Source organism: Kribbella sp. NBC_01505, assembly GCF_045040285.1.
Classification (GTDB): Bacteria; Actinomycetota; Actinomycetes; order Propionibacteriales; family Kribbellaceae; genus Kribbella.
In genome coordinates this window covers 6,845,148-6,866,759 of record NZ_CP109425.1, presented here as the reverse complement: position 1 = coordinate 6,866,759, position 21,612 = coordinate 6,845,148, and the positions used below count along the sequence as shown (strand labels likewise).

Here is a 21,612-nt window from a genome sequence, read left to right as displayed (position 1 = left end):
CCTCCCCCGCTGACTCCGTCATTGGGCAGGATGGCCCCATGCGTGCCATGGACCTGCTGCGTTCGATCGACGACCTCCCGTACGGCGAGCGCCTCCGCCGCGTGTCCACCGAGGCCCGCCGCCTGAGCCCGGCCGACCTGCAGTCGCTGCTCGGCGAGCTGGGCGCCGGTACGCCGTACGAGCGCGTCCTCGGCCTCACCGTCGCCGAGGCGACCCGCGATGTCAGCTACGTGACGCGCCTGCTCAACGACCCGATCCCGTCCGTGCAGTCGCGCGCCCTGGCCGCGGCCGGCAACGGCGTACCGGTCTCCGACGACGACCTGCGCATCCTGTACGACGACGCGCCCGCGGCCCTGCGCACCCGGCTCCTCCAGGTCATCCGCAAGACCCGGCGAACCCAGCTCGCCGCACGCCTGATCGACGAACACCGCGAACGCTGGGGCGACCCCGCAGCCGCCGCTCTACTCATCGCCACCGACGACGAGACCGTCACCCGTCTGCTCCCCGAACTCGCCTACTGCCTGGGCAGCGGCGAGTGGAGACGTCTGGGCGCGCAACACCCCAAACCGGTCCACGACTACGCGTTCAGCACCCTCCCGACCGGCCCGGACCGCGACGAGTGGTGGCAGGGACCCGCGTTCGGCCTGACCGGCGTACTGGACCACGATCCCGAGCGAGCAGCCCTCCTCCTCATCCGCGCGCTCCCGGCGACACAGTTGCCGACAGCAATCACCTCGGTCCTCGGCCGGCTGATGGACATCGACCCGCTCACCGTCGAGCTCCTGCTCGAGCCCGAACGCGCCGGTGCCCTCCACTGGGCGCTGACCCCGGCCGTCCGCCGCCGCCTGAACCGGTACGCCGACGACGACCTGATCGCCCTCGGCGAACTGCTCTGGCCCGACCCCACCCCGGTCCTCGAAGACCTCCCGCCAAGCCGCCGGGCCGCCATCTTCACCGGCATCACCAAGTCCGTCGACCTCGGCCAGGCCATCCTCCCGACCTGGCTGCTCTTCGTTCTCCCCCACCAACTCCGTGCCGAGCATGCCCGCCGGATGCTGACCCTGGCTCCGATCACCGACGACGACCGGCAGCGCTGGCACATCACCGAATTCCTCCCGTACGACGAGGCCTTCGCCTTGCTCGAGCCGGACATCCACCGGCCGGAGGCAGCCGACCGCGCGCACGTGTACCGAGCGGTGATCGCGGCCGCCGGTAGCTCACGCCAGCCCGAGGCCGTCACCGCCGCGTTGTCGTGGGCGACCAGGGTTCGCAATGACCGCGATCCGGTCCGCGAGGCCGTGGCTTCGGCAGCTCAGCGCCTGCCTGCGTCGACCTTGACCGACCAGACCGTCGAGCCGCTCCAAGCTCTCCTTACCTCCGCACTGGAAGCCCGGGACACCTCCTTCGGCACCCGCCACGAGCTGGCCGAGATCGCCTTGACCGCGATCAAACAAGGGGCCGCGCGCAACCAGATCGCGCTGCTCGACTGGGGTCTGGAGGCGCACGCCCGGGTCACCCAGAATCAGGGCACCTTCATGCTCTACGGCGTGATCGACAATCTCCCCCGCGGCCAGGAACTGCCGGTGTACGACGTACTCCGCGGCCCTGTCGACGATGCCGTGGCGCGCAACGAGTTCCGGCTGCCGTTCGCGATCGCGCGCGCCTTCGACCGGCGCGGCTGGACGATCGATCACCTGCAGGACGCACTGGAGAAGGGCGTCTGGTCCAACCAGGAGAACACGGTCGGCGAGGCCTGCGAGCTCTGGTTGTGGCGGCCGGACACGCGGGCCGAACGAGTCGAGCAGATCATCAACCGCGACGTCGGCATGGCCCAGTGGCTGCACGTCTGGGGCGGCGTCACCGAACTCCGCACCGACCTGCTCGACGTGGTCCTCGCCGAGCCCGACCGCATCCACCGCTTCAACCGCAACCACCCGGGCTGGGAGGTCCCCGACCGGGCGCTCCGTGCCTGGCTCCCCCGCCAGCACAGCCGGTACGCCGAATTGGTCGGGCAGGCAGCAGCCGACGAGCGCATGCCCGAGTCGGCGCGCGCCAACGCGGTCGCCACGCTCGGCCGGATCCCCGGAGTCGGCCGAGCCGCGCTCGAGCCGTTCCTTCAGCACGACAACGTCCTGCTCCAGGAAGCCGCGTTGAGCGCGCTGGCCTGGACCGATTCTCCGCAGGACGCGATGCCTGTCCTGCTGTCGCATGCCGGTGACGATCGCGCGCGGGTCGCCCTGTACGCCGCCAGCCGGGCGGCGCGGTTCGTCCGGCCGAGCGTGCTGCCGGGGCTTCTGCATCCGATCCTGGTTGGCGATGGCGCGAAGGTGACCTCGCGGAAGGAGGCCGCCCGCCTCCTCGGCTCACTGCGCGCGCCCGGGGCGAGCGCCGTACTGGCTGATGCTTGGGCGGACGCGCATCGGGACGTGCGGGCAGCGATCGCAAGTGCGGCCTCGCTCTATCTGTTGCACGAGCCGGCGAGCTGGGCGTTGTTGCAGGAGGCGGTTCACGACAGCAATGCCACGGCGATCGTGCTGACGCAGCGACCGGCGTACGGGCTCGCCACAAAGTACCGCTCGCGGTACGCCGAGCTGGTGGTGGCGGTGACCAACCGGCCGGAGACCGAGGTCGTGCGCGCCGCTCTGCTCGCGCTGCCGCGGTGGGCGCCGTGGAGTCCTTCGGTGGCGGCCGTCTGCGCCGGCTTCATCTCCGACCTGGATTCCAAGGCCTGGAGTGAGGCGACCACCTCGCTGGTCGCAGTCGTCGGCGCCGACCCGAGCCTCGGGCTCGACCAGCTGCAGTCGGCCGTCCGGCTGCTGGTCCGGGCCGAGGATGATCCCGGTCTGCCGAACGCAACGCCGCAACGCGACCATCCGGCGCGGCAGCGTCTGACCGCGCTCGGTGCGCGGCTGATCCGGGCCTTGCACGGGAAGCCGGCCGAGGTACGGCGGACGCTCAAGGTGATCGCGGCCGAGTTGGAGAGTCCGGAGCTGCTCGACCTCCGACTGGACCTGCTGATCCAGGGCATCCCCTGGGACCGGCTCGCGATCGAGCTGCCTTCGCTCGTCGAGGCAGTTGCCGGGCGGCCGATCGTTGCCTACAACACCGCTTCCAGGCTCAGCACCCGGCTCGACCGGTACGACGCGCAGTGGGCACCGGAGCAGCTCGAACCGACCGCACGCGAGCTCGTACGCGACGAGTCGTTGATGGCCGGCCTGCTCGGCTGGGCGATCATTTCCGCTGCCGGCCGTCGATCCGGATGGGCACCGGTGTGGCGCGAACTACTAATTGCCCTGCGCAACCACCCCGATGCCGACGTCCGTCAGGCGGCCCTGGACACGGTCACCGCGACCGAGGCTTAACCCTGGCCTTCTTCGGCCTCGCGCTGGGCTCGTTTGCGGCGTTTGCCTTCGTGCATGGCGACGACGCGGGCGATCGGGATCGCGCGGCCCTCCTCGAGCAGGTCTTCGGGGAGGGACTGCGGCGCGGGGAGCTGGTCTGCCCAGCGGTCGGCTCCGCCCAGGAGGTCAACCGCGGTCTTGACGGTGAAGTCGCGTGGGCTCACCCGGTCGAGGTCGTCCCAACCGACCGGGAACGACACCGGCGTACCGGGCCGGATCCGCGGACTGTAGGCCGCAACCACCGTCGCACCGCCGGAGCGGGTCGAGTCCACGAACACCTTCCCGTGGCGGTCCTCCTTGATGTACGCCGTTGTCGCGACCTCGGGGTCGATCCGCTCGGCCCGCGCCGCGATCGCGCGAGTCGCCGCGGCCGCATCGTCGATCGGCACCGAGTCGTCGATCGGGACGATCACGTGCACACCCTTCGCACCGCTGGTCTTGACCGCGCCGGTCAGCCCCGCGTCAGCCAACGCCTGCCGCACCAGGAAGGCCGCCTGGACAGCATGCGCGAAGGTGTCGTCACCTTCTGGCGGGTCGAGGTCGAGGACCAGATGGGTGACGCGGTCCCAGCGATCGGCTCGCATCAGGGTCGGGTGGTACTCGACCGCGCGCTGGTTCGCGAACCACAGCAGGGTCCGGCGGTCGTCACACAGCGCGTACGACACCTCGCGCTTCGACGCCTCGGCCCACACCGAGGTCGTCTTCACCCACTCAGGCGTGTACTTCGGCACGTTCTTCTGCATGAACGCCGGCTGCCCCGGCCGGATCCGCATCACCGACAACGGCCGCTCCCGCAACTCCGGCAGCATCCACTCGTGCACCGCATCCAGATACTCGACCAGGTCCCGCTTGGTCGCCTCAGCCCCGTCGAACAGCGGCTGATCCAGGTTGGTCAGATCAACGCCGTCACGCGTCTCATCCACCTTGCTCGCCATCTGCCGAGCTTAAGCCGTGCCGGGGCCGGATGCCCCGGCTCAGAACCGCGGTCGGTCTCGCGCCGGATCGAGAGGTTCGGCACTGTCGATCTGTCGCTGGACCCCAAGGTCGTCCCGAACAGCCCAGTGCTCAGCCAACCTGCCGTCGATAACGCGGAACAGGTGCACCGCCTCCGCAACAATCACTCGCCCGCTCGGCTCCCGCCCAGCAAGCTGTGGAAACCCATTACCGACATGCCGAGCCCGGCTGGAGAACCACAGCATCACAAGCCCACCGCCACTCGTAACCCCATGCACCTCGTACTCGGTATCAGCGAAGCTCCCTCGATCCACCCTCGCACGACGCGCATCATCTCAACGCCCCGCCGACCGCTCACATGATCAAGAAAATCAGGCGCGAACGCCTCCTCCAGAATCACCTCGTCCCCCGTCCTGAAGTACTCCACATACCGCAGCGCAACCGCGACCTCAACCGACTCGTCCATAACCATAGGCCGACCCCACCCCCGCCCACCCCAACCCCAACAGGCACCCACCTCTGCCCCGACCGGACGCGCATCACCCAGCAAGTCGGCCAGACAGCGCACCGGCGGACGGTGCTGAGCGTGAGGACGGCGGCTTGGGACGGGTTGGTGGGTGGCGGGGATCCGCGGGCGACGTTGGCGGACGCCCCACACTGTCCAACCCCGCCAACCGGGCGGCGGCGACAGACACACGAGCGCGCGACCACCGCTCGCGGCCGAGTTGATCAGTGGCTGAGATCCGGGCCGACGCGCATCACCAGTAAGACGGCCGGACAGCACACCGGGCGACGACGTCGAGCGTGAGGACCAAGCCTTGGGACGGGTTGATGGGTGGTGGGGATCCACGGGCGACGTTGGCGGACGCCCCACACTGTCCAACCCTGCCCGCTGCGTCGCGGCGAGAGTCAAATGAGCGCGCGACTGACAGTGGCGGGCGAGTTGATCAGTGGCTGGGGTTCGGGCGGACGCGCATCACCCAGTAAGTCCGCCGGACAGCACACCGGGCGAAGGCGCTGAGCGTGAGGACCGAGCCTTCGGGCGGGTTGGTGGGTGGTTGGGGGTCCGTGGAGGTGGGTGTTAGGGGGTGGGAGTCCGCGGGGGCCGCAGGGGTTGGTCAGGGATGGTGGTTTTTGGGGGTCAGGAGGTGGCGGAGGGCGGTTAGGACTAGTCGATCTTCGCCTGGTTGGAGGGTTTGGGGGTTGAGGGCGATCTCGTTGTCGGCGAGGCGGAAGGTGCCTACGGAGATGCGGGGGTCCAGGTCCCAGAGGGCGTCGATGATCTGCTGGCGGTTTCCGTCGGCGAAGCGGAGGACGGCGCGGCCGTGGGGTTGGCCGGCTTCGCTGGGGTAGCCGCGGTAGGCGGTGATGCCGGGGAGGTCCTGGAGCCCGTCGAGCCAGAGGGTGACGGAGCGTTCGTAGGCGGCGAGTTGGGCGTCCTCGTCCTGGGCCAGGGTCCACTCGACCGTGGCGAGGATGGCGGCCAGTTCTTCCTTGCCGACCTTCATGCCGCGGCCGATCTCCTGGTACGGCGATGCATGCCGTCGGCAACGATCTACCAGCCACCGGCGGCCGAGCACGAGGCCGGTCGTCTGCGGGCCGCGCAACCCCTTGCCCCCGCTGACGATCACCGCATCGGCACCGAGCTCCGCGGTGAACCGCCACAGCGACGACACCGGCGGAATCTGCGCCGCCGCATCCACGATCACCGGTACCCCGGCCGCTCCCGCGATCCGCACCACATCCTCGATCGGCAACGCCCCCGCCGCATAATGCGCCCCCGCAAACCACAACACACACGCAGGCCGCTGCAGTCCGCCGGCCGGTTGCGTGGGGCGGCCGGTTAGTGCTGTTTGCAGGTCCTCGGCGGTTGGGCCGATTTCGATGATGTGGGCTCCGGTTAGGCGGGCGGAGTAGTCGTAGCCGTTGCGCTGGGAGGCGAACATGACTACCTCCGCCTCGAGCGGGAAGGCTTGGGCGGGCTCGCCGATGCAGGACGCGACCACCAGCGTGATCGCGGCCGCAGCACCAGCGGTTACGCAGGCGGCCTCGTTGTGGGTCAGCTCCGCGATCCGTTCGCCGACCTGCTCATACAGCTCCGGCAGATCGACGAAGTAGGCCGCCGCCTCGGCCATGGCCTGCACCACCGGCGGCGGCATCAGGGATCCACCGAGCACCGTGACCGTGGCGTTCGCGTTGATGACCCGGCGGACCTTCATCGCACGAACTTCGACATCGCCGGTACGCCGGACAACCCCGCGAGCCACGCGTCGTAGAAGTCGGCATCCGTTCCGTCCAGATGCGTCACCTCATACGCCTCGCCATCCGGCAGCGCGTCGACCAGCGGCGCGTACCAGTCCGCATCCTCAACCGCAACCAGCGTCCGCGCCTTCACCGCCGGCGCATGCCGGATCGGATCGAAGTACGACAGCGTCCGCGCAACGACCTCAGCCGACGAACCAGCCCGCAGGTGATCGTTCAGCTCCTCCAGCGGATAGTGACTGGACGCGAGCCGAGCCTCCATCGCCCGATACAGCACCATGTCCGACACTCGCACCGCGCTGATCCCCGGCCGGCGCGCGGCCGTCAGGATCGCCAGTTCGTTGCCCACGGCAGCGACCCGCGCCGGATCGACCTCGGCCAACCCCGTCAGGAACTCGGTCGCCCGCAGACAGTCCGCCACGATCCCGCGATAGATGTACGTCGAAGGATCGTCGATCCCCAACGTCAGCAATCCCGGATAGGTAGCCCGGAAGAACTCGTCGGCCAGCCGCTGACCACGGTGCATCAGCGTCAGTACGACGTACCGGCTGCGGTCGTTGGGATGCGCCATGTTGTTGACGCTCCCGTACCGCGGCACCTGCAGCAGCGCGGGGAACGGCCCCTCGCCCACCGGAATGCTCAGCGAACCGAACACTCGATACGGCCCGACACTGGTGATCCGAACCGCAGAGGTCGTCGCCTCGGAGTTCGTCCGCTGCGGAACCAGATCGAGCACCGGCCGACCCGGAATCGCCGCCAGCTCGTCATCGACAGCATCCCAGTAAGAGGAGAAATCCATTCAGATCACCGGCTTCAAGTGGTCGGCCAGGAAGTCTTCCACCACCCGCATCACCCCAGGCAACCCAGCGTGATGCGCGCAGTGTTCATACGTATGTAAGACCTTCGGGCACGTCAGCACGCGATGCAGCGCGAACCCGGTCTCCGGCGGACAGACGTCGTCCTGCAGCCCGAGGTAGATCATCGTCGGCGCCTTGACCGCCGGCGCGAAGTTCAGCCCGTCGTAGTACGCGACCGTTTCCCGAACGCGATTCACATCCTTGGGATGCAGTCGCAGATACTCGTTGATTTCCTCATACGGATACGACCGCGTCAGTGTCGGCGCCGTCATGATTCCGCACAGGTACGGCGCTCCGCACGCGACCGCCTTGATCACGTCGGGCCGCAGCGCCGCCGTACTGATCCCGAGCCCGCCGCCCTGACTCGACCCCGCCAGCCCGATCCGCTCGCGGTCGACCTCGGGCCGCTCCACCAGCAGGTCAACCGCGCGAACGACGTCCAGATAGAAGCCGCGGTACCCATAGGTGTTGTGATCCACGATGTTGTTCGTCAGCAACCCCGGATACCCCGGATTGAACACCGCGTTCGACCGCAGCTTCCCGCGCGGCGCGACCGCGAGCGCGGCGTACCCGAGCTCGGCCCACTCCTTCGGGATCGTCGGCTCCGAGATGTACCCGGGGATCGTGACCAGACCCGGGTACGGCGCCGCGCCGCCCCGCGGTACGGCGTACCAGCCGGAGACGCGCAACCCGCCGAAGCTCACGTACGAAACGTCGTACACGATCACTCGTGATGTCGACAGCGCCGGCATCTCGGTCAGCAACGGATCCAGCGGGTACGACGAACAGTCGGCCAGTCCGGCCGCCCAGAACTCGTCGAAGTCGGCCGGCCGTTCCACCAGAACCGTCGCGTTCTCCGGGTCTCTCACTATGCAGCCTCCTGTCTCGGCGCTTGCAGGGCGGATCCATCCGAGGATGTGAACAGGTGTAGACGCTGCGGATTGAATCCCACATAGACCGGCGCGTCATGACCGAGCCGGAACGGCGTGGGGACGCGGGCCTTCAGCAACTCGCCCTCGATCCGGACAGTGACCAGTACGTCGGGACCGAGCGGCTCGGAAACGAACACCCGGCCCTGGCGGTACCCCGCGACCGGGGTCGGCGACAACGACACGTCCTCGGGCCGGATCCCGAGCACGACCGCGGGGTCAGCCGGCTGATCGCCGTACAGGGTGATCTCCTGCGTCAACGCGTCGCTACGGAACATCCGGACGCCGTCGACATCGGCGAGCTGACCGCTGATGAAGTTCATCGGCGGTGAACCCATGAACGAGGCAACGAACCGGTTCGCCGGGCGCTCGTAAATCTCCTCGGGCGTCGCGCACTGCTGGATGATGCCGTCGCGCATGACCGCGATCCGGTCGGACATCGTCATCGCCTCGACCTGGTCGTGCGTCACATAGATGAACGTCCGCGCCACATCGACATGCAGTCGCTTGATCTCGGCACGCATCAGCACTCGTAGCTGGGCGTCAAGGTTGGAAAGCGGTTCGTCCAGCAGATACGCGCCGGCATCGCGAACGATCGCCCGCCCGAGGGCCACCCGCTGCCGCTGCCCACCGGACAGCTCCCGCGGCTTGCGTTCCAGGAGATCCTCGATGTCGAGGGTCCGCGCAGCCTGCAGTACCTGCTCGTCGATCTTTGCCTTCGGCACCCGCATCATCTTGAGCGCGAACCCGATGTTCTGCCGAACGGTCTTGTGTGGATAGAGCGCGTAGCTCTGGAAGACCATCGCGACGTCCCGCTTGTTCGCCGGCAGCCAGCTGACCGGCTTCCCGTCGAAGAACACGTTTCCACTCGTGGCGCGCTCCAGCCCGCAGATCATCCGCAGGGTGGTGGACTTCCCGCAGCCGGACGGACCGACGAGCGTCAGGAACTCCTGGTCCTCGATGGTCAGGTTCAGGTCGTCGACGACCAGCTTGCTGCCGAACGACTTGGTGATGCCTTCGAGCCGTACCTCTGCCATCGTCTCAGCCCTTCACAGATCCGGCGGCCATTCCCTGGACCAGCTTCCGCTGGAATGCAAGCGCCAGTACGAGTGGTGGAACGACCGCCAGCACACCGGCTGCGGCCATCACCGTGAACTGGGTGTTGAAGTCGGTGGCGAAGTTCGCCGCCACCACCGGGATCGTCTTCGCGGCCTTGGTGCTGGTCAGGAACAGCGCGAACATGAACTCGTTCCACGCCGTCATGAACGCGAACACCGCCGCCGCCACCAGCCCCGGCGCGGCGACCGGCAGGAACACCGACCACATCGTCCGGAACCAGCCGCACCGATCGACCCGGGCCGCTTCCTCGAGCTCCCGCGGTACCGACCGGAAGAAGTCCTTCAGGATCCAGATCGTGATCGGCAACGCGAACGTCGTGTAGGACAGGATCAGCGCCAGATACGTGTCCAGCAGCCCGAACTGCCGCATCAGCAGATAGAACGGGATGATGATCGCGATCCCCGGCACCATCCGCGTCAGCAGATACAGCACCAGCAGCACCTGACTGCCCTTGAACTTCAACCGGCTGAACGAGTACGCCGCGAACGTCGCCAGCGCCAGATTCAGTACGGCGGTCGCCGACGCCACGATCAAGCTGTTCCGCAACGAGTACGGCGTCTCGGACACCGCGCGCCCGCCGACCAGCTCCTGCGCCGAGTTCGGATTCACGAACCCCAGATAGTTCTCCAACGTCGGATGCACCGGCACCCAGTGCGGCGGTACGGCGATCGCATCGGCCTCGTGCATGAAGCTCATCGCCACGATCCAGTAGAACGGCAGCACCAGATACAACCCGAACGCGATCGCCAGCACATACAGCCCGATCTTCTTCCACGGAATGCGATACCTCAGCGGAACTTGCACAACGGTGCTCATACCTCGAAGTTGCCTTTCCGGTAGAGGAGGCCGATGTAGCCGATCGAGATGATCAGGGTGATGGCGGTGATGACCCAGGCGTAGGCGCTGCCGAGGCCGAAGTCGGTGAAGGTCAGCACCGTCTGTACGTCGAGGAGGGCGATCGTGGTGGTGGCATCGCCGGGACCGCCGCCGGTGAGGACGTAGATCGTGTCGAAGGCGCGGAAGGCGTTCATGGTCTCGAGGATCAGCACGATCAGCAACGGGTGCAGGAGCCAGGGGACGGTGACCTGGGTGAACCGTCGGAAGGCGCCGGCGCGGTCGACGGTGGCGGCGTCGTACAGCTCGGAAGGGATGGTGGACAGGCCGGCGAGCAGGATGATCACGGAGAACGGCAGGGTGTTCCAGACCTGGGCCAGAGCGGTGAAGAGGAAGGCGCCGGTGCCGGAGGTCAGCCAGGCTTGGTAGCTGTCGATCAGGCCCAGTTGCATCATCAGGCCGTTGAGTGCACCGGTCTTGGCGTCGAAGATCGTTCGCCACATCAGGCCGTTCACTACGCCAGGCATTGCCCAAGGCAACAAGGCGAGGCTGAGCAGCAGGCCGCGACCGCGGAAGCGTTCGTTCAGGACCAGCGCCAGGATCAGCGCGAGGACGACGGTCAGGCCGAGGACGACCAGCACGAACAGTCCGGACACCTTCAGCGCCGACAGGAAGGCGTCGTCGCTGAACAGCGCCTTGTAGTTGTCGAGGCCGATGAACCGCTTGGCCCGCGGGCGTTTCAGGTTGTTGCGCTGCAGGCTGACGTAGAACGAGTAGCCGATCGGGTACGCGACCAGCAGGGCGATCACCGTGATGGCCGGGGCGTTCAGCGCCCAGGCCTTCCCGGTGTCGCCGAGCGGCCGTCGCTCGGTCAGGACACTCACGTCAGGAGTACTTCTTCTTGAGGGTCTCGGCGCTCTGCGCGAGGCTCGCGACCGCGGCGGCGGGCTGAGTCTGGTTGCTCAGCACGCCCTGGACCACCTTGTGCATCTCGGTCTCGAACTCGGTGTACCAGGCGACGCCGAGAACGTTGCGCGGCTTGGCGATCTCGGCCAGGTGCGCGTAGATCGCCGGGTCGGCGAACTTCTTCAGCGTCGCGGTGATCTCCGGGTCCTTGGCCAGATCCTTGTACGCGAATCCCAGACCGCGCTGCTGGAACCAGAACCGCGCGGTGATCGGCTGCTTGCTCGCGTCCAGCCCGCCGAGGTAGGTCAGCAGCTTGAACGCGTCGTCCTTCACCTCGGTGTCCTTGGCCAGCCCGTACATCCGGGTGCTGCTGATCGTCCCGTGCACCTTGCCGTCCAGGCTCGGCACGAGCGCCATCTTCATCTTCCCGGCCGCCTTCGACTTCTGCGGGTCGTTGTAGTCGCGCAGGGCGTACCGCGCCCCGATGGTGAACGCGTACCGGTTGGCCTTCATCGCGTTGTCGACCGGCACCGGCAACAGTTGCAGCGAGGCCGGGTCGAGCACCTTCGACTTGTTGGCCGCGTTCTGCAGCCAGGTCAGCACGTCCTTGGTCACCGTGTCGGTGGTGTTCATGATCGGCGCCTGCTGGTCGTCGAACATGTTGCCGCCGCTGGCATAGATCAGACCCCACACCCAGGCCCACCAGGTGTCGGACAGCTGGGCCGGCAACCCGATCGGGTGCTCGAGCAGACCGAGCTGCTTGATCTTGGCCGCCTGCGACTCGAGCTCCTCGAGGCTGGCCGGCGGCTTGCTGAAACCGGCCTTGGAGAGGATCTCCGCGTTGTAGATCAGGCAGTTCGAGTCGGTGTAGTAGGGCAGGCCGTAGCGCTTGCCCTGGTACGTCATCGCCTCCGCGTTGCCGGGGAAGATCGCGGCGTACACCTCGTCGACACCGGGCATGCCGTCGATCGGCTGCAGGTACTCGCCCTCCACCCAGGCGGCGAGCGAATCGTCGTACACGTAGAGAGCGTCCGGCCCACCGCCACCGGTGAACTCGGCGACGACCTTCTGGACGTACTGCGCACTCGTGATCGGCGTGTAGTTCACCTTGACGTTGCTGGCCTGGGTGAACCGGTCGAGGTTCTGCTGGACCAGAGTCGCCTCGTAGTCCCAGCCCTCGAACTTCACACTGCCGTCCCCGGCGCCTCCACCGGAGCCGTCCTTCGAGCAGGCGGCGAGCAGGCCGGGCGTGGCCGTCGCGCCCAGGCCGAGGCCCGCGAGCTTCAGGACCTGGCGGCGATTGAACTCCATGATGTGGTTCCCTTCGCTAATGCGTGGGCGATGCGAAGCCGATAAAGACGTGTGGGACGTCCTTTGGGGTGGTGCTGCGCGGTTCCCTCGTCGCTGACCAGGCCACCCGCGTCGAGGGTGCGGATCAGCCGGCGGCCGCTCTGATCCGTGATGCCGAGCCGGTCGGCGAGCTCTCCGGGCGAGATCGCGCGGCCTTCCAGCTCGTGGTCCAGGGCCGCCAGCCGCGACACGGTGGCCGCGCTGAGACCGACCGACTTGGCGAGCTGCTCGACGTCTTCGCCGTGCTCGCGGTACGAGAAGCTGAGCGCCTCGCGGTCCGTGGTCGTCAGCGGACCCATCGGCCCGATGATCACCCCGCTGTCCTCGATCAGGTAGGCGCACGGCTCGTTCTCCTGCTCCGCCCGGGCCGCGGCCTGCTCGGCGAGCAGGACGCAGTTGCGCGCGGAGACACCGACCCCGAATCCCGCCGACACCTGCGCGCCGAGCGCCGTACCGGCTTCAGCCAGAGCCGGGACGGCGACCCAGTTGCGGGTCACGCGCTCGAACAGGGCCTTGTGGGCGAAGACGACGACGCCACGGCGACCGCGGTCCTCGATCCAGGCCCCGGCGAATTCGGGGGTGTTCAGCAACAGGTTCATCAGGCCGACCCGGGCGCGCTCCTCGTCGGCCGACTGCGAGATCAGGAAGACCCCGGCCGCGAACCGTTGCGCACTCGCCCGATCGGACTCGATCCGCAACGCGAGCTCGTGCAGCTCGGTCCGGATCGTGGCCGGCACCGGCATCCCGCTCATGATCCCGATCTCGTCGTCGGCCAGCTGCTCCCGTACGGCGGCCCGCACACTGATCACGTAGCCGCGGTCACCGAAGCGCTGGTACGCCGAACGGTGGAACGCGATGATGTCCTCGACCGACTGGGTCGGTGCGTAGGGCAACGAAGCGATCTCGTCCTGGTCCAGCTCGAGCGCACTCGCGACTGCCTCGACGGCCTCGGCAGGGAAGGTGTCGATACTGACCGGCGTCCGGCCCCAGCCGCGCTGCTGCGCCCGGTACAGCGCGAGTGTCAGATCGAGCGCGGACGGCCGGATGACGCCGACCGGAAGGCCGGGCGGTAGCAGCTCCCGGCTGGCTGTGTACGGGACCGGGCCGGCCAGGAATCCGTCGAGCCGGGTCGTGCTCAGGAACTCCGCGACCTTCTCGCGAACGTTCTCCTCGTGGTCGTAGCTGACCCACTCCAGATCGACGCCGCGCAGCGTGCTGGCCGCCTCGCGGAACAGCACTCCGTGCGTCGAGTGGGTAACAACCCCGATCACGATGGACAACTGCACTCTCCCTTACACACCAGGTTCGACTCTGCCTATTTCCGAACTACGTTCGGAAGTGATTCGTAAATCTGATGCGGACAAACTTGCTCCTTGGTCCAGGGCAGGTCAAGGGATCAGCACAAAGAAAATCTCCCGGAAACACTCGCGGTTGCTACGTTGAGCGGGTGGAGGCCACCGAGTCGTACGTCGAGCGTCTGCCGGTGCCTGGCTTGGCCGGCGTGGTGCGCACGGTGTGGATCCAGCGCATCGGGGCGACCCCGCATGTGCATCGCCATCTGCCAACCGGCGGGGTCGAGATCCAGTTCCCGCTCGGCGGGCGGCCACGGTTGCTCGGTCCGTTGACCGGTCCGGCAATCGAGGTCATTCCCGCGCACACCACGCTGGTGGGAGTCCGGTTCCATCCCGGGACCGCTCCCCCGCTCCCCGCCGTACTGGATGATCTGGTCGATCAGCATTTGAGCCTGGCCGATCTGTGGGGACACACCGTCGACCGACTCGTCGAGGCGATGGCGCAGGCGACGACGCCGGAGCGTGCGTTGCTCTACCTGCAGGCGCATCTGCTCAATGAGTTCCGCGCTGCGGACGGGTTGGATCCGCTGGTTGGTGCGGCTGTCCAGGCGTTGATGCCGTGGCGTCCGCTCACGATCGACACGGTCGCGACGCAGCTCGCCTTGTCCGCGAGCCAACTCCGCCGCCGCTGTCTGCAGGCGGTCGGCACGACTCCCAAGGTGCTCCAGCGAACCTTGCGCTTCCAGGGCTTCCTCGCCTTGGCGCAAGCCGGCGCGACACCCTCGGGACACCGCGGACTCGACGGTACGGCGGGTTTGGCGATCGATGCCGGATACGCCGACCAAGCGCATCTCAGCCGCGAGTGTCTCCGGCTGACCGGGCTCACTCCGACCCAGCTGCTCGGAACCAATCTGGATCGCTGCGGCTGCGAACACGACCACGCCGGCTCGTACGCACCGTTCCTCGCGCGTCGCCGCTGAGCATGCACGTTTTGTTCAAGAACCAGGCGGTACGCCGCTCCTAATCTCGACCGCATGGAACCCCGCGTACTGCCCGGCCTCCTGCACTGCCGATCCGTCGAGGACGTCGTTGCCGCGATCGAGAACGGCGGCCGGGTGGTTCCGCGCGGCGGCGGGCACTGCTTCGTCGACCGGTCGTCGGGCAGCGACGTCGTACTGGACATGTCTGGGCTCGACACCATCTCCGTGCGGCCGGACGGCCAGGCGACGATCGGCACCGGTGTGCTGTTGGGCCAGGTGTACGCCGGCTTGCACGCTTCTGGACGGGGTTTGCCGGCTGGGTGCGGGGAGTCGGTCGGCATCGCCGGTCTCACGCTGGGTGGCGGGATCGGGCTGATCGGCCGCAAGTTTGGGCTCACCTGCGATCGGCTGGTCGGCGCGCAAGTGGTGCTGGCCGATGGCAGTGTCGTGGCCTGCGACGCCGACCGGGAGCCGGACCTGTTCTGGGCGTTGCGTGGGGCGGGTGGCGGTCAGTTCGGCGTGGTCACGTCGCTGTCGTTCGAGACCGTGCCTGAGCCGATCACTACGCGGATCGCGGCGAGCTGGGTGCCGGACGATCCGGAGGAGCTGATTGCTGTTTGGCAGGCCTGGGCTCCGGACAGTCCGGACGAACTCACCTTGAATCTGGCGCTTTCTGGTACTCCGGGTCGGCCGATCGAGGCCACGCTGAGTGGTGCCGCTGTTCTGCGGGAGGGCCGACCTGGGCGTTGTTGCGCGAGCTCAGCGATCTTGCCGGTGCACGGATTCCCTTTGCAGTGCGGGCCGGTCTGCCTCTGCGAGACCTGAAGCGCAGCTTCGCTGGTGAGGATTCTGTTGTACGGATTCGTTCGGAGTTCTTTGACGGATCGCTGTCCGATCGCGTGCTCGCGGCGCTCCTGACGCAGCTTCGGGGGCGGTTGGCGTTCACCGCGATGGGTGGCGCTTACAACCGGGTCGCTCCGGATGCGACGGCGTTTGCCCATCGCAACCAACGGTTCCTGCTGGAGCACATCGGTGAACCCGCGTGGGTTGATGCCTCCTGGAATCTCGCGCACGCGGACGGCAGTGGGCGTGTGTACCCGAACTTCCCCGATCTGGCGCTGGCCGACGGGCCCGCGGCGTACCACGGCGAGAACCTCGAACGGTTGCGCGCGGTGAAGCGGGCCTATGACCCTGATCGGTTTTTCGATTTCCCCCAAGCAGTGTGAAAGGACGTCTGATGAGTAAGGTCATCGTTGCGCTCGCGGTGTCGGTCGACGGCTACATCAGTGGCCGGACGCCGGACGGCGCGGACGAATTCGGTCGCGGGCTCGGCGACGCCGGGATGCTGTTCGACTGGTACTTCAACGGCGATACCCCGAGCCAGGTCTTCGGCGACGGGTTCAAGCTGAGTGCCCCGAGCGCGCGAATCTTCGACACGCTGGCGGCTCGGGACGGCGCGGTCATCTGCGGGCGCACGACGTACCGGCACTCCAGCGACTTCGGAGGTGGGAGCCCGCATCCTCATGCACCGCTGGTGGTGCTGAGTCATGGGCCGCTGGAGGTTGGGCCGGCGCAGACGCTTGCCTCGAGCATCGAAGAGGCGGTGGAGGTGGCGCGGAAACTGGCCGATGGCAAGGATGTCGGGATCATGGGCGGCGGTGCCGTGACGTCCGCGCTCGCAGCCGGCCTCGTCGACGAGATCGTGCTGCACCAGGTACCGATCCTGCTCGGCGGCGGTCACCGGTTCTTCAACGAACTACCCGAACACGTCGAACTGCGGCTGATCGAGGCCGTTCCCACGCCGGGCGTGACGCACCTGCACTACGAGGTGATCCGATGATCCTCGTCACCGGCGGCCTCGGCATGATCGGGGCCCACACCGCACTCGCGCTCACCGGGTTCGGGCAGGAGGTGGTTGTCACCTCGCACCGTCGCGGCGACGTACCGTCGTTCCTGGCCGGCGATGTCGCGGTGGAGACACTGGACATGACCGATCGGGACGCATTCCTTGCCTTAGGCAAGAAGTACGACATCACGGAGATCGTTCACCTGGCCGGCAGCAGTCCTGGCGAGGATCCGATTGCGTTCTTCCGCCACGATTTGGCCGGTCTGCTCAACGCGCTGGATGCCGCTCGTGCCTGGGGTGTCCGCCGGTTCGCGGTCGCCAGCAGCCTCGGCAACTATATCGGCCGCCCCGAAATCCCTTGGCACGAAGAGCTCGCGCTGCCGGAGGCCGACCTCCCGCTGGCGATCGTCGCCTTCAAGAAGGCCGTCGAACCGATCACCGTGCAGAGCCTGCAGGGTACCGGCATCGAACCCGTCCTGCTCCGGATCGGCAGCGTCTGGGGACCGCTCATGGATCCGGAATCGCCGATCATCACGATCGCGCCGTACGTCAGCGCGATCCTCCGCGGCGAGAAACCAGAGGCCCGGTACGCCGACGACGGCGGCGACTTCTGCTACGCAGCCGACGCAGGCCGCGCGATCGCACTTCTCACCACCGCCAAAACCCTGCCGCACCGCGTCTACAACGTCTCCAGCGGAACCCGCTCCACCAACCGCCAAATCGCCGAAGCCCTCGAAGCCATCACCCCCGGCCTCCACCTGGACCTCATCCCCGGCCGCCAATCCGGCCCCGGCGCCGACCCCTACCTGGACATCTCCCGCCTCGCCACCGACACCGGCTTCACCCCCGCCTTCAACGTAACCACCGCAGTAGCCGACTACGTAACCTGGCGAACCACCAACCCCCGCTAACGCCGTACCGACGGACGGTTGGTACGTCGCCCCCGCCCTAGCCCGTCAGCCGTGGGCAACGCGCCACCTCGATCGCCGACCACACCATCCGCCCCAGCCAAAGAACCGCCCAGCCACCCCCCTCAGTAAGCCGGCCGCGGCGACGACCAGCCCCCGCCTATCTCGCCGACCGCATCGCAACGAGCGAAAGCTCCGCTTTGCGTGGATCTACTGCCGCCCAGCGACAGTAGACCCACGCAAAGGCGCACCGACGACCCCGCCGCCATCATTTCCAGCGATGTCTACTGCCACGGAGTGGCTATTGCGATTTGGTGGCCGCTCTTTCCCGAACCGGTTTGGGGAACGGGGTCGCCAACGGTGTTCGGTCGCGGTGGCTGAGGGCTTCGCCTGGCCAGGAACCCCTCCTTCCCGGATGTGCTCGTCCCGTCCGGCCGCTCGGATTCGGCCGGCCGCGTACTCGGTGGCTGGTCGCCGCCGCGGCCGGATTTACAGAGACGGGTGGCCGGGGCAGTCTCTAGCTGGCCCGGATGGTGCGGCCGGTGATCGAGTGCCCCGTTGCCTGAGCTTCTGGGCTTCGGTTGCCGCCGGCGATCAGGAGGCCTGTTGAGTGGCCCGTTCGCGGTGGTTTTTCGCGGTTTGCGGGGATCTGCTGCCTCTGACCGGCAGTAGATCCCCGCAGAGGCGCGAGGAACGGGCCTATCAGCAGGTTCACGGAGCAGTCGCGCATAACGTCCGAAAAACCGGAGGCTGAGCCCGCGGGTCCTTCGGACGTTAAGGACGAGCCGGGGCTAACGTCCGAAAAACCGGAGGCTGAGCCCGCAGGTCCTTCGGACGTTACGGACGAGCCGGGGCTAACGTCCGAACAACCGGAGGCTGAGCCCGCGGGTCCTTCGGACGTTACGGACGAGCCGGGGCTAACGTCCGAACAACCGGAGGCTGAGCCCGCGGGTCCTTCGGACGTTACGGACGAGCCGGGGCTAACGTCCGAACAACCGGAGGCTGAGCCCGCAGGTCCTTCGGACGTTAGGGGTGGGGGTTGGCCTCGGCTGGCGTTTGGCGGTTGGAGGTGGTGAACCGCAGCCGCAGCGCGTGGAAGGTCGGGTTTGCGGGGATTGGTTGCCGCCCGGCGACAGTAGATGCCCGCAAAGAGGTGTATCGGTGGGACTGGGGCGGGGCGTGGAGTGGGGCAGGGTTGGTACCGGCGGACGGGTAGTGGTGGTGGTTGGCGGCTGTTCGTGAGGGTGCTCAGGCTCGGGGGATTGGTGGTCGGGGTACCTCTACCCGTTGGTTGGTACGGCGGATAAAGGGGTCGCCGGGGTGGGAGGGGGCGGATAGGTTCGCTGGGTGGAGACGGTGGATATTGCGCGCGCGGTGGCTGCTTGTCAGGCGATTACTGGGGCCGACGATGCTGTGGTGTTGAGCAACTCGAACAAGATCGTGGTGCGGCTGTTGCCGGGTGAGGTGTTGGCTCGGGTGGCGTTTGACGGGGAGCACGGGTTTGCGGGGGAGCTCGAACTGGGGCGGCGGCTTGCTGCGTTGGGGAGTCCGGTGGTCGCGCCGACGGATCTGACGGTTCATCAGCGGGACGGGTTCGCCATCAGTTTGTGGCGGTATTACGAGCCGCAGGGGGACGTAACGCCGGCCGAGTTCGGTGCCGCGTTGCACCGGCTGCATGCGGGGATGCGCGAGGTCGACGTACCGGCGCCGCATTTCATGGAGCGGGTCGAGGAAGCTCAGGCGGTGCTGGCGGATCGTGCACTGTCGCCGGAGGTGCCGGAGGCCGATCGTGAGCTTCTCGTCGCGACGCTGACCGAGCGCGGGAAAGCAGCCAGTACGTCGGGTGCCCGCGAGCAACTGCTGCACGGCGAACCGCACCCGGGCAACCTGCTCAGTACGACGGACGGGCCGCTGTTCATCGACCTCGAGACGATGTGCCGCGGGCCGGTCGAGTTCGACCTCGCTCATGCGCCCGAGGAGATCGCTGCGCACTATCCGGGGATTGACCGGAAGCTGTTGCAGGACTGCCGGATCCTCATGCTCGCGATGGTGACGGCCTGGCGCTGGGACCGCAACGACCAGCTCCCGAACGGCCGGCAACGCGCGGAAGAGTGGACCGCCCAGATCCGATCAGCCGACTCAGTCGCCTGAGACTCAGCCGCCTGAGACGCCGATCTCGGCGTCGGCCAGGTCCTCGGTGAGACCGTCGGTGTTGTCGAGCCAGCCGTGCGGGAGGATGACGCGCTCCCGCGGGCTGCCTTGGCGGCCGCGGGGTGCGCCCAGCTCGCCGGTTGGGAACGGGACGGTCGGGTCGAGCTGATCGAGCAGCTCTTCCAGATGGGCGAGCGTGTCGACCATGCCCAGGGCCGCGCGGAGCTCGCCGCCGGCCGGGAAGCCCTTGAGATACCAGGTCACGTGCTTGCGGAAGTCGCGCAGCCCGCGCTGCTCCCCCATCAGGTCGGCGAGCAGCTCGCCGTGCCGGCGCATCACCGCGGCAACCTCACCGAGCGTCGGTAGGTTGAGCGACTCGCCACCCGCGAAGGCGACCGCGAGATCGCGGAACAGCCACGGCCGTCCGAGGCACCCGCGCCCAACGATCACACCGGCGCAGCCAGTCTCGGCAACCATCCGGAGCGCGTCGCCGGCCTCCCAGATGTCACCGTTGCCGAGCACCGGGATGTTCACGTGCTCGACCAGCTCGGCGATCTTCGTCCAGTCCGCCTCGCCCGAATACGCCTGCGCGACCGTCCGCCCGTGCAGCCCGATCGCCGCGGCTCCCGACTCCTCCGCGATCCGGCCGGCGTCGAGGTAGGTCTGGTGGTCGTTGTCGATCCCGATCCGGGTCTTCATCGTCACCGGGATCCCGTACGGCGTCGCCGCCTGCACGGCCGCCTTCAGGATCGCGCCGAGCAGATTGCGCTTCCACGGCAGCGCCCCGCCGCCGCCCTTCCGGGTGACCTTCGGGACCGGGCAGCCGAAATTCAGGTCGACGTGGGCAACGCCGTACTGGTCGCAGAGGAGCTGGACGGCCTTGCCGACGTAGACCGGGTCGACGCCGTACAACTGCACCGAACGCACGGTCTCGCGCTCGTCGAAGGTGAGCATGTCGAGCGACTTCTGGTCGCCCTCGACGATCCCGCGCGAGGTGATCATCTCGCACACGTAGAGGCCCGCGCCTTGCTCAGCACACAACCGCCGGTACGCCGCGTTGGTGATGCCGGCCATGGGGGCCAGCACCACAGGGGTATCGATGGTCAGATTGCCGAGCTTGAGCATAGTTTTTAGGCCTTCGCGACGATGATCTTGCCGTCGCCGGAGATTCGAGCGTTGTGGGGGACGACCGCGTTCGCGGTGGTGGTGACATCACAGCGGATGCCGTCACCAGTCGATGGTACGACGGCGACCAAGTCCATCGTGCAGGTGATCTTCGAAGCGTCCGGGACCGCACGCAGGACGGCGTCGACGACCTTTTCCTTGACGATGGCAACTTGTTCGGACGTGAACTTGTACGACGCGTTGTAGGGCTGGGCGTCGACGGTCAACGTGCCGGTGAAGGACTTCCCGGCGTACGTGACCGTGCATTTCAGGGAATGGTTGCCAGGCTTGTCGGCGGTCTCGATCCCGGGACAGCTGACCGTGGTCTTGGCGGCCTTGCCGGCGGTGACCTGGGTCTGCTTGGCGATCGCGAAGCGGATCCGGTTGGCCAGCGGGGCATCCGACGCGGGGGCGCCGGTGACGACCGGGGTCGGATACGGCTTGGCCGGCGTCGGCAGCGGCTTCAGAGTCGGTGTCGACGCGGTCGGGATCGGCGCCGTCGACGGACCAGAGCTGCTGCTCCCCGGAGGAGGAGCTGACGGGCTGCCGCCCGACTTCGGGTCGGTGTCGGAACACGCGGCCAGCAGGAAGACGGCCAGCGCCGACACTCCGAAAACAGCCAGCCCGAAACGCAGGCGCTCACCGGTCAGCAACTTCAT

The 21,612-nt window shown here is 67.6% G+C and carries 20 protein-coding genes; 7 read left to right on the top strand and 13 right to left on the bottom strand.

The genetic code is table 11. From position 1 onward, the window contains the following. Positions 1 to 38: 38 nt before the first annotated feature. Positions 39 to 3,362 carry a hypothetical protein gene (locus OG474_RS32470; protein ID WP_405057419.1) on the top strand — a complete coding sequence of 1,108 codons (3,324 nt, stop codon included), beginning with the start codon at positions 39 to 41 and terminating at the stop codon, positions 3,360 to 3,362. Here OG474_RS32470 and ligD read toward each other — a convergent pair. The 11 genes from ligD to OG474_RS32415 form a co-directional block, all read right to left on the bottom strand. After that, positions 3,359 to 4,336: a non-homologous end-joining DNA ligase gene (ligD, locus tag OG474_RS32465; RefSeq protein WP_405057418.1), complete on the bottom strand. Its 978-nt coding sequence runs from the start codon at positions 4,334 to 4,336 to the stop codon at positions 3,359 to 3,361. The genes OG474_RS32470 and ligD overlap by 4 nt on opposite strands. 39 nt (positions 4,337 to 4,375) lie before the next feature. Further along, positions 4,376 to 4,633: an ester cyclase gene (locus tag OG474_RS32460; protein ID WP_405057417.1), complete on the bottom strand. Its 258-nt coding sequence runs from the start codon at positions 4,631 to 4,633 to the stop codon at positions 4,376 to 4,378. Next, complete coding sequence (locus OG474_RS32455; protein WP_405064690.1) at positions 4,600 to 4,827, bottom strand: hypothetical protein; 228 nt, start codon at positions 4,825 to 4,827, stop codon at positions 4,600 to 4,602. The genes OG474_RS32460 and OG474_RS32455 overlap by 34 nt, the downstream gene beginning before the upstream one ends. A 646-nt stretch (positions 4,828 to 5,473) precedes the next feature. Beyond that, complete coding sequence (locus OG474_RS32450; protein ID WP_405057416.1) at positions 5,474 to 6,574, bottom strand: hypothetical protein; 1,101 nt, start codon at positions 6,572 to 6,574, stop codon at positions 5,474 to 5,476. Next, positions 6,571 to 7,416 (bottom strand): acetylxylan esterase, encoded by an 846-nt coding sequence (locus OG474_RS32445; RefSeq protein WP_405057415.1) that lies wholly within the window; start codon positions 7,414 to 7,416, stop codon positions 6,571 to 6,573. The genes OG474_RS32450 and OG474_RS32445 overlap by 4 nt, the downstream gene beginning before the upstream one ends. Continuing rightward, complete coding sequence (locus OG474_RS32440; protein ID WP_405057414.1) at positions 7,417 to 8,343, bottom strand: acetylxylan esterase; 927 nt, start codon at positions 8,341 to 8,343, stop codon at positions 7,417 to 7,419. After that, positions 8,343 to 9,440, bottom strand: a complete 1,098-nt coding sequence (locus OG474_RS32435; RefSeq protein WP_405057413.1) for an ABC transporter ATP-binding protein — start codon at positions 9,438 to 9,440, stop codon at positions 8,343 to 8,345. Before OG474_RS32435 ends, OG474_RS32440 begins: the two co-directional genes overlap by 1 nt. A gap of 4 nt (positions 9,441 to 9,444) precedes the next feature. Continuing rightward, entirely contained in the window at positions 9,445 to 10,338 is an 894-nt protein-coding gene (locus OG474_RS32430; protein WP_405057412.1) for a carbohydrate ABC transporter permease, read from the bottom strand. Next, a complete protein-coding gene (locus OG474_RS32425) occupies positions 10,335 to 11,240 on the bottom strand; it encodes a carbohydrate ABC transporter permease (protein WP_405057411.1) in 906 nt (301 codons plus the stop codon). The genes OG474_RS32430 and OG474_RS32425 overlap by 4 nt, the downstream gene beginning before the upstream one ends. A 1-nt stretch (position 11,241) precedes the next feature. Beyond that, positions 11,242 to 12,573, bottom strand: a complete 1,332-nt coding sequence (locus OG474_RS32420; RefSeq protein ID WP_405057410.1) for an extracellular solute-binding protein — start codon at positions 12,571 to 12,573, stop codon at positions 11,242 to 11,244. Continuing rightward, positions 12,546 to 13,892: a hypothetical protein gene (locus OG474_RS32415; RefSeq protein ID WP_405057409.1), complete on the bottom strand. Its 1,347-nt coding sequence runs from the start codon at positions 13,890 to 13,892 to the stop codon at positions 12,546 to 12,548. Before OG474_RS32415 ends, OG474_RS32420 begins: the two co-directional genes overlap by 28 nt. A gap of 167 nt (positions 13,893 to 14,059) precedes the next feature. Here OG474_RS32415 and OG474_RS32410 point away from each other — a divergent pair, with 167 nt between their 5' ends. The 6 genes from OG474_RS32410 (at position 14,060) to OG474_RS32385 (ending at position 19,789) form a co-directional block, all read left to right on the top strand. After that, positions 14,060 to 14,884, top strand: a complete 825-nt coding sequence (locus tag OG474_RS32410) for a helix-turn-helix domain-containing protein (RefSeq protein ID WP_405057408.1) — start codon at positions 14,060 to 14,062, stop codon at positions 14,882 to 14,884. A gap of 54 nt (positions 14,885 to 14,938) precedes the next feature. After that, positions 14,939 to 15,709, top strand: a complete 771-nt coding sequence (locus OG474_RS32405) for an FAD-binding oxidoreductase (RefSeq protein WP_405057407.1) — start codon at positions 14,939 to 14,941, stop codon at positions 15,707 to 15,709. After that, a complete protein-coding gene (locus tag OG474_RS32400) occupies positions 15,634 to 16,110 on the top strand; it encodes a BBE domain-containing protein (RefSeq protein ID WP_405057406.1) in 477 nt (158 codons plus the stop codon). Before OG474_RS32405 ends, OG474_RS32400 begins: the two co-directional genes overlap by 76 nt. A gap of 11 nt (positions 16,111 to 16,121) precedes the next feature. Further along, on the top strand, positions 16,122 to 16,724 hold the full coding sequence (locus tag OG474_RS32395) for a dihydrofolate reductase family protein (protein WP_405057405.1): 603 nt from the start codon (positions 16,122 to 16,124) through the stop codon (positions 16,722 to 16,724). Further along, positions 16,721 to 17,641, top strand: coding sequence for an NAD-dependent epimerase/dehydratase family protein (locus tag OG474_RS32390; protein WP_405057404.1), 921 nt, complete (start codon positions 16,721 to 16,723; stop codon positions 17,639 to 17,641). Before OG474_RS32395 ends, OG474_RS32390 begins: the two co-directional genes overlap by 4 nt. Positions 17,642 to 18,985: 1,344 nt before the next feature. Continuing rightward, complete coding sequence (locus tag OG474_RS32385; RefSeq protein WP_405057403.1) at positions 18,986 to 19,789, top strand: phosphotransferase; 804 nt, start codon at positions 18,986 to 18,988, stop codon at positions 19,787 to 19,789. Positions 19,790 to 19,792: 3 nt separating this feature from the next. On the opposite strand, the gene dusB is transcribed toward OG474_RS32385, so the two are convergent. Together dusB and OG474_RS32375 are read right to left on the bottom strand one after the other, a co-directional pair. Then, on the bottom strand, positions 19,793 to 20,914 hold the full coding sequence (gene dusB / locus OG474_RS32380; RefSeq protein ID WP_405057402.1) for a tRNA dihydrouridine synthase DusB: 1,122 nt from the start codon (positions 20,912 to 20,914) through the stop codon (positions 19,793 to 19,795). A 5-nt stretch (positions 20,915 to 20,919) separates the two neighbouring features. After that, the gene (locus tag OG474_RS32375) at positions 20,920 to 21,612 is read right to left on the bottom strand and encodes a hypothetical protein (RefSeq protein ID WP_405057401.1); all 693 of its coding nucleotides are present in this window, start codon (positions 21,610 to 21,612) and stop codon (positions 20,920 to 20,922) included.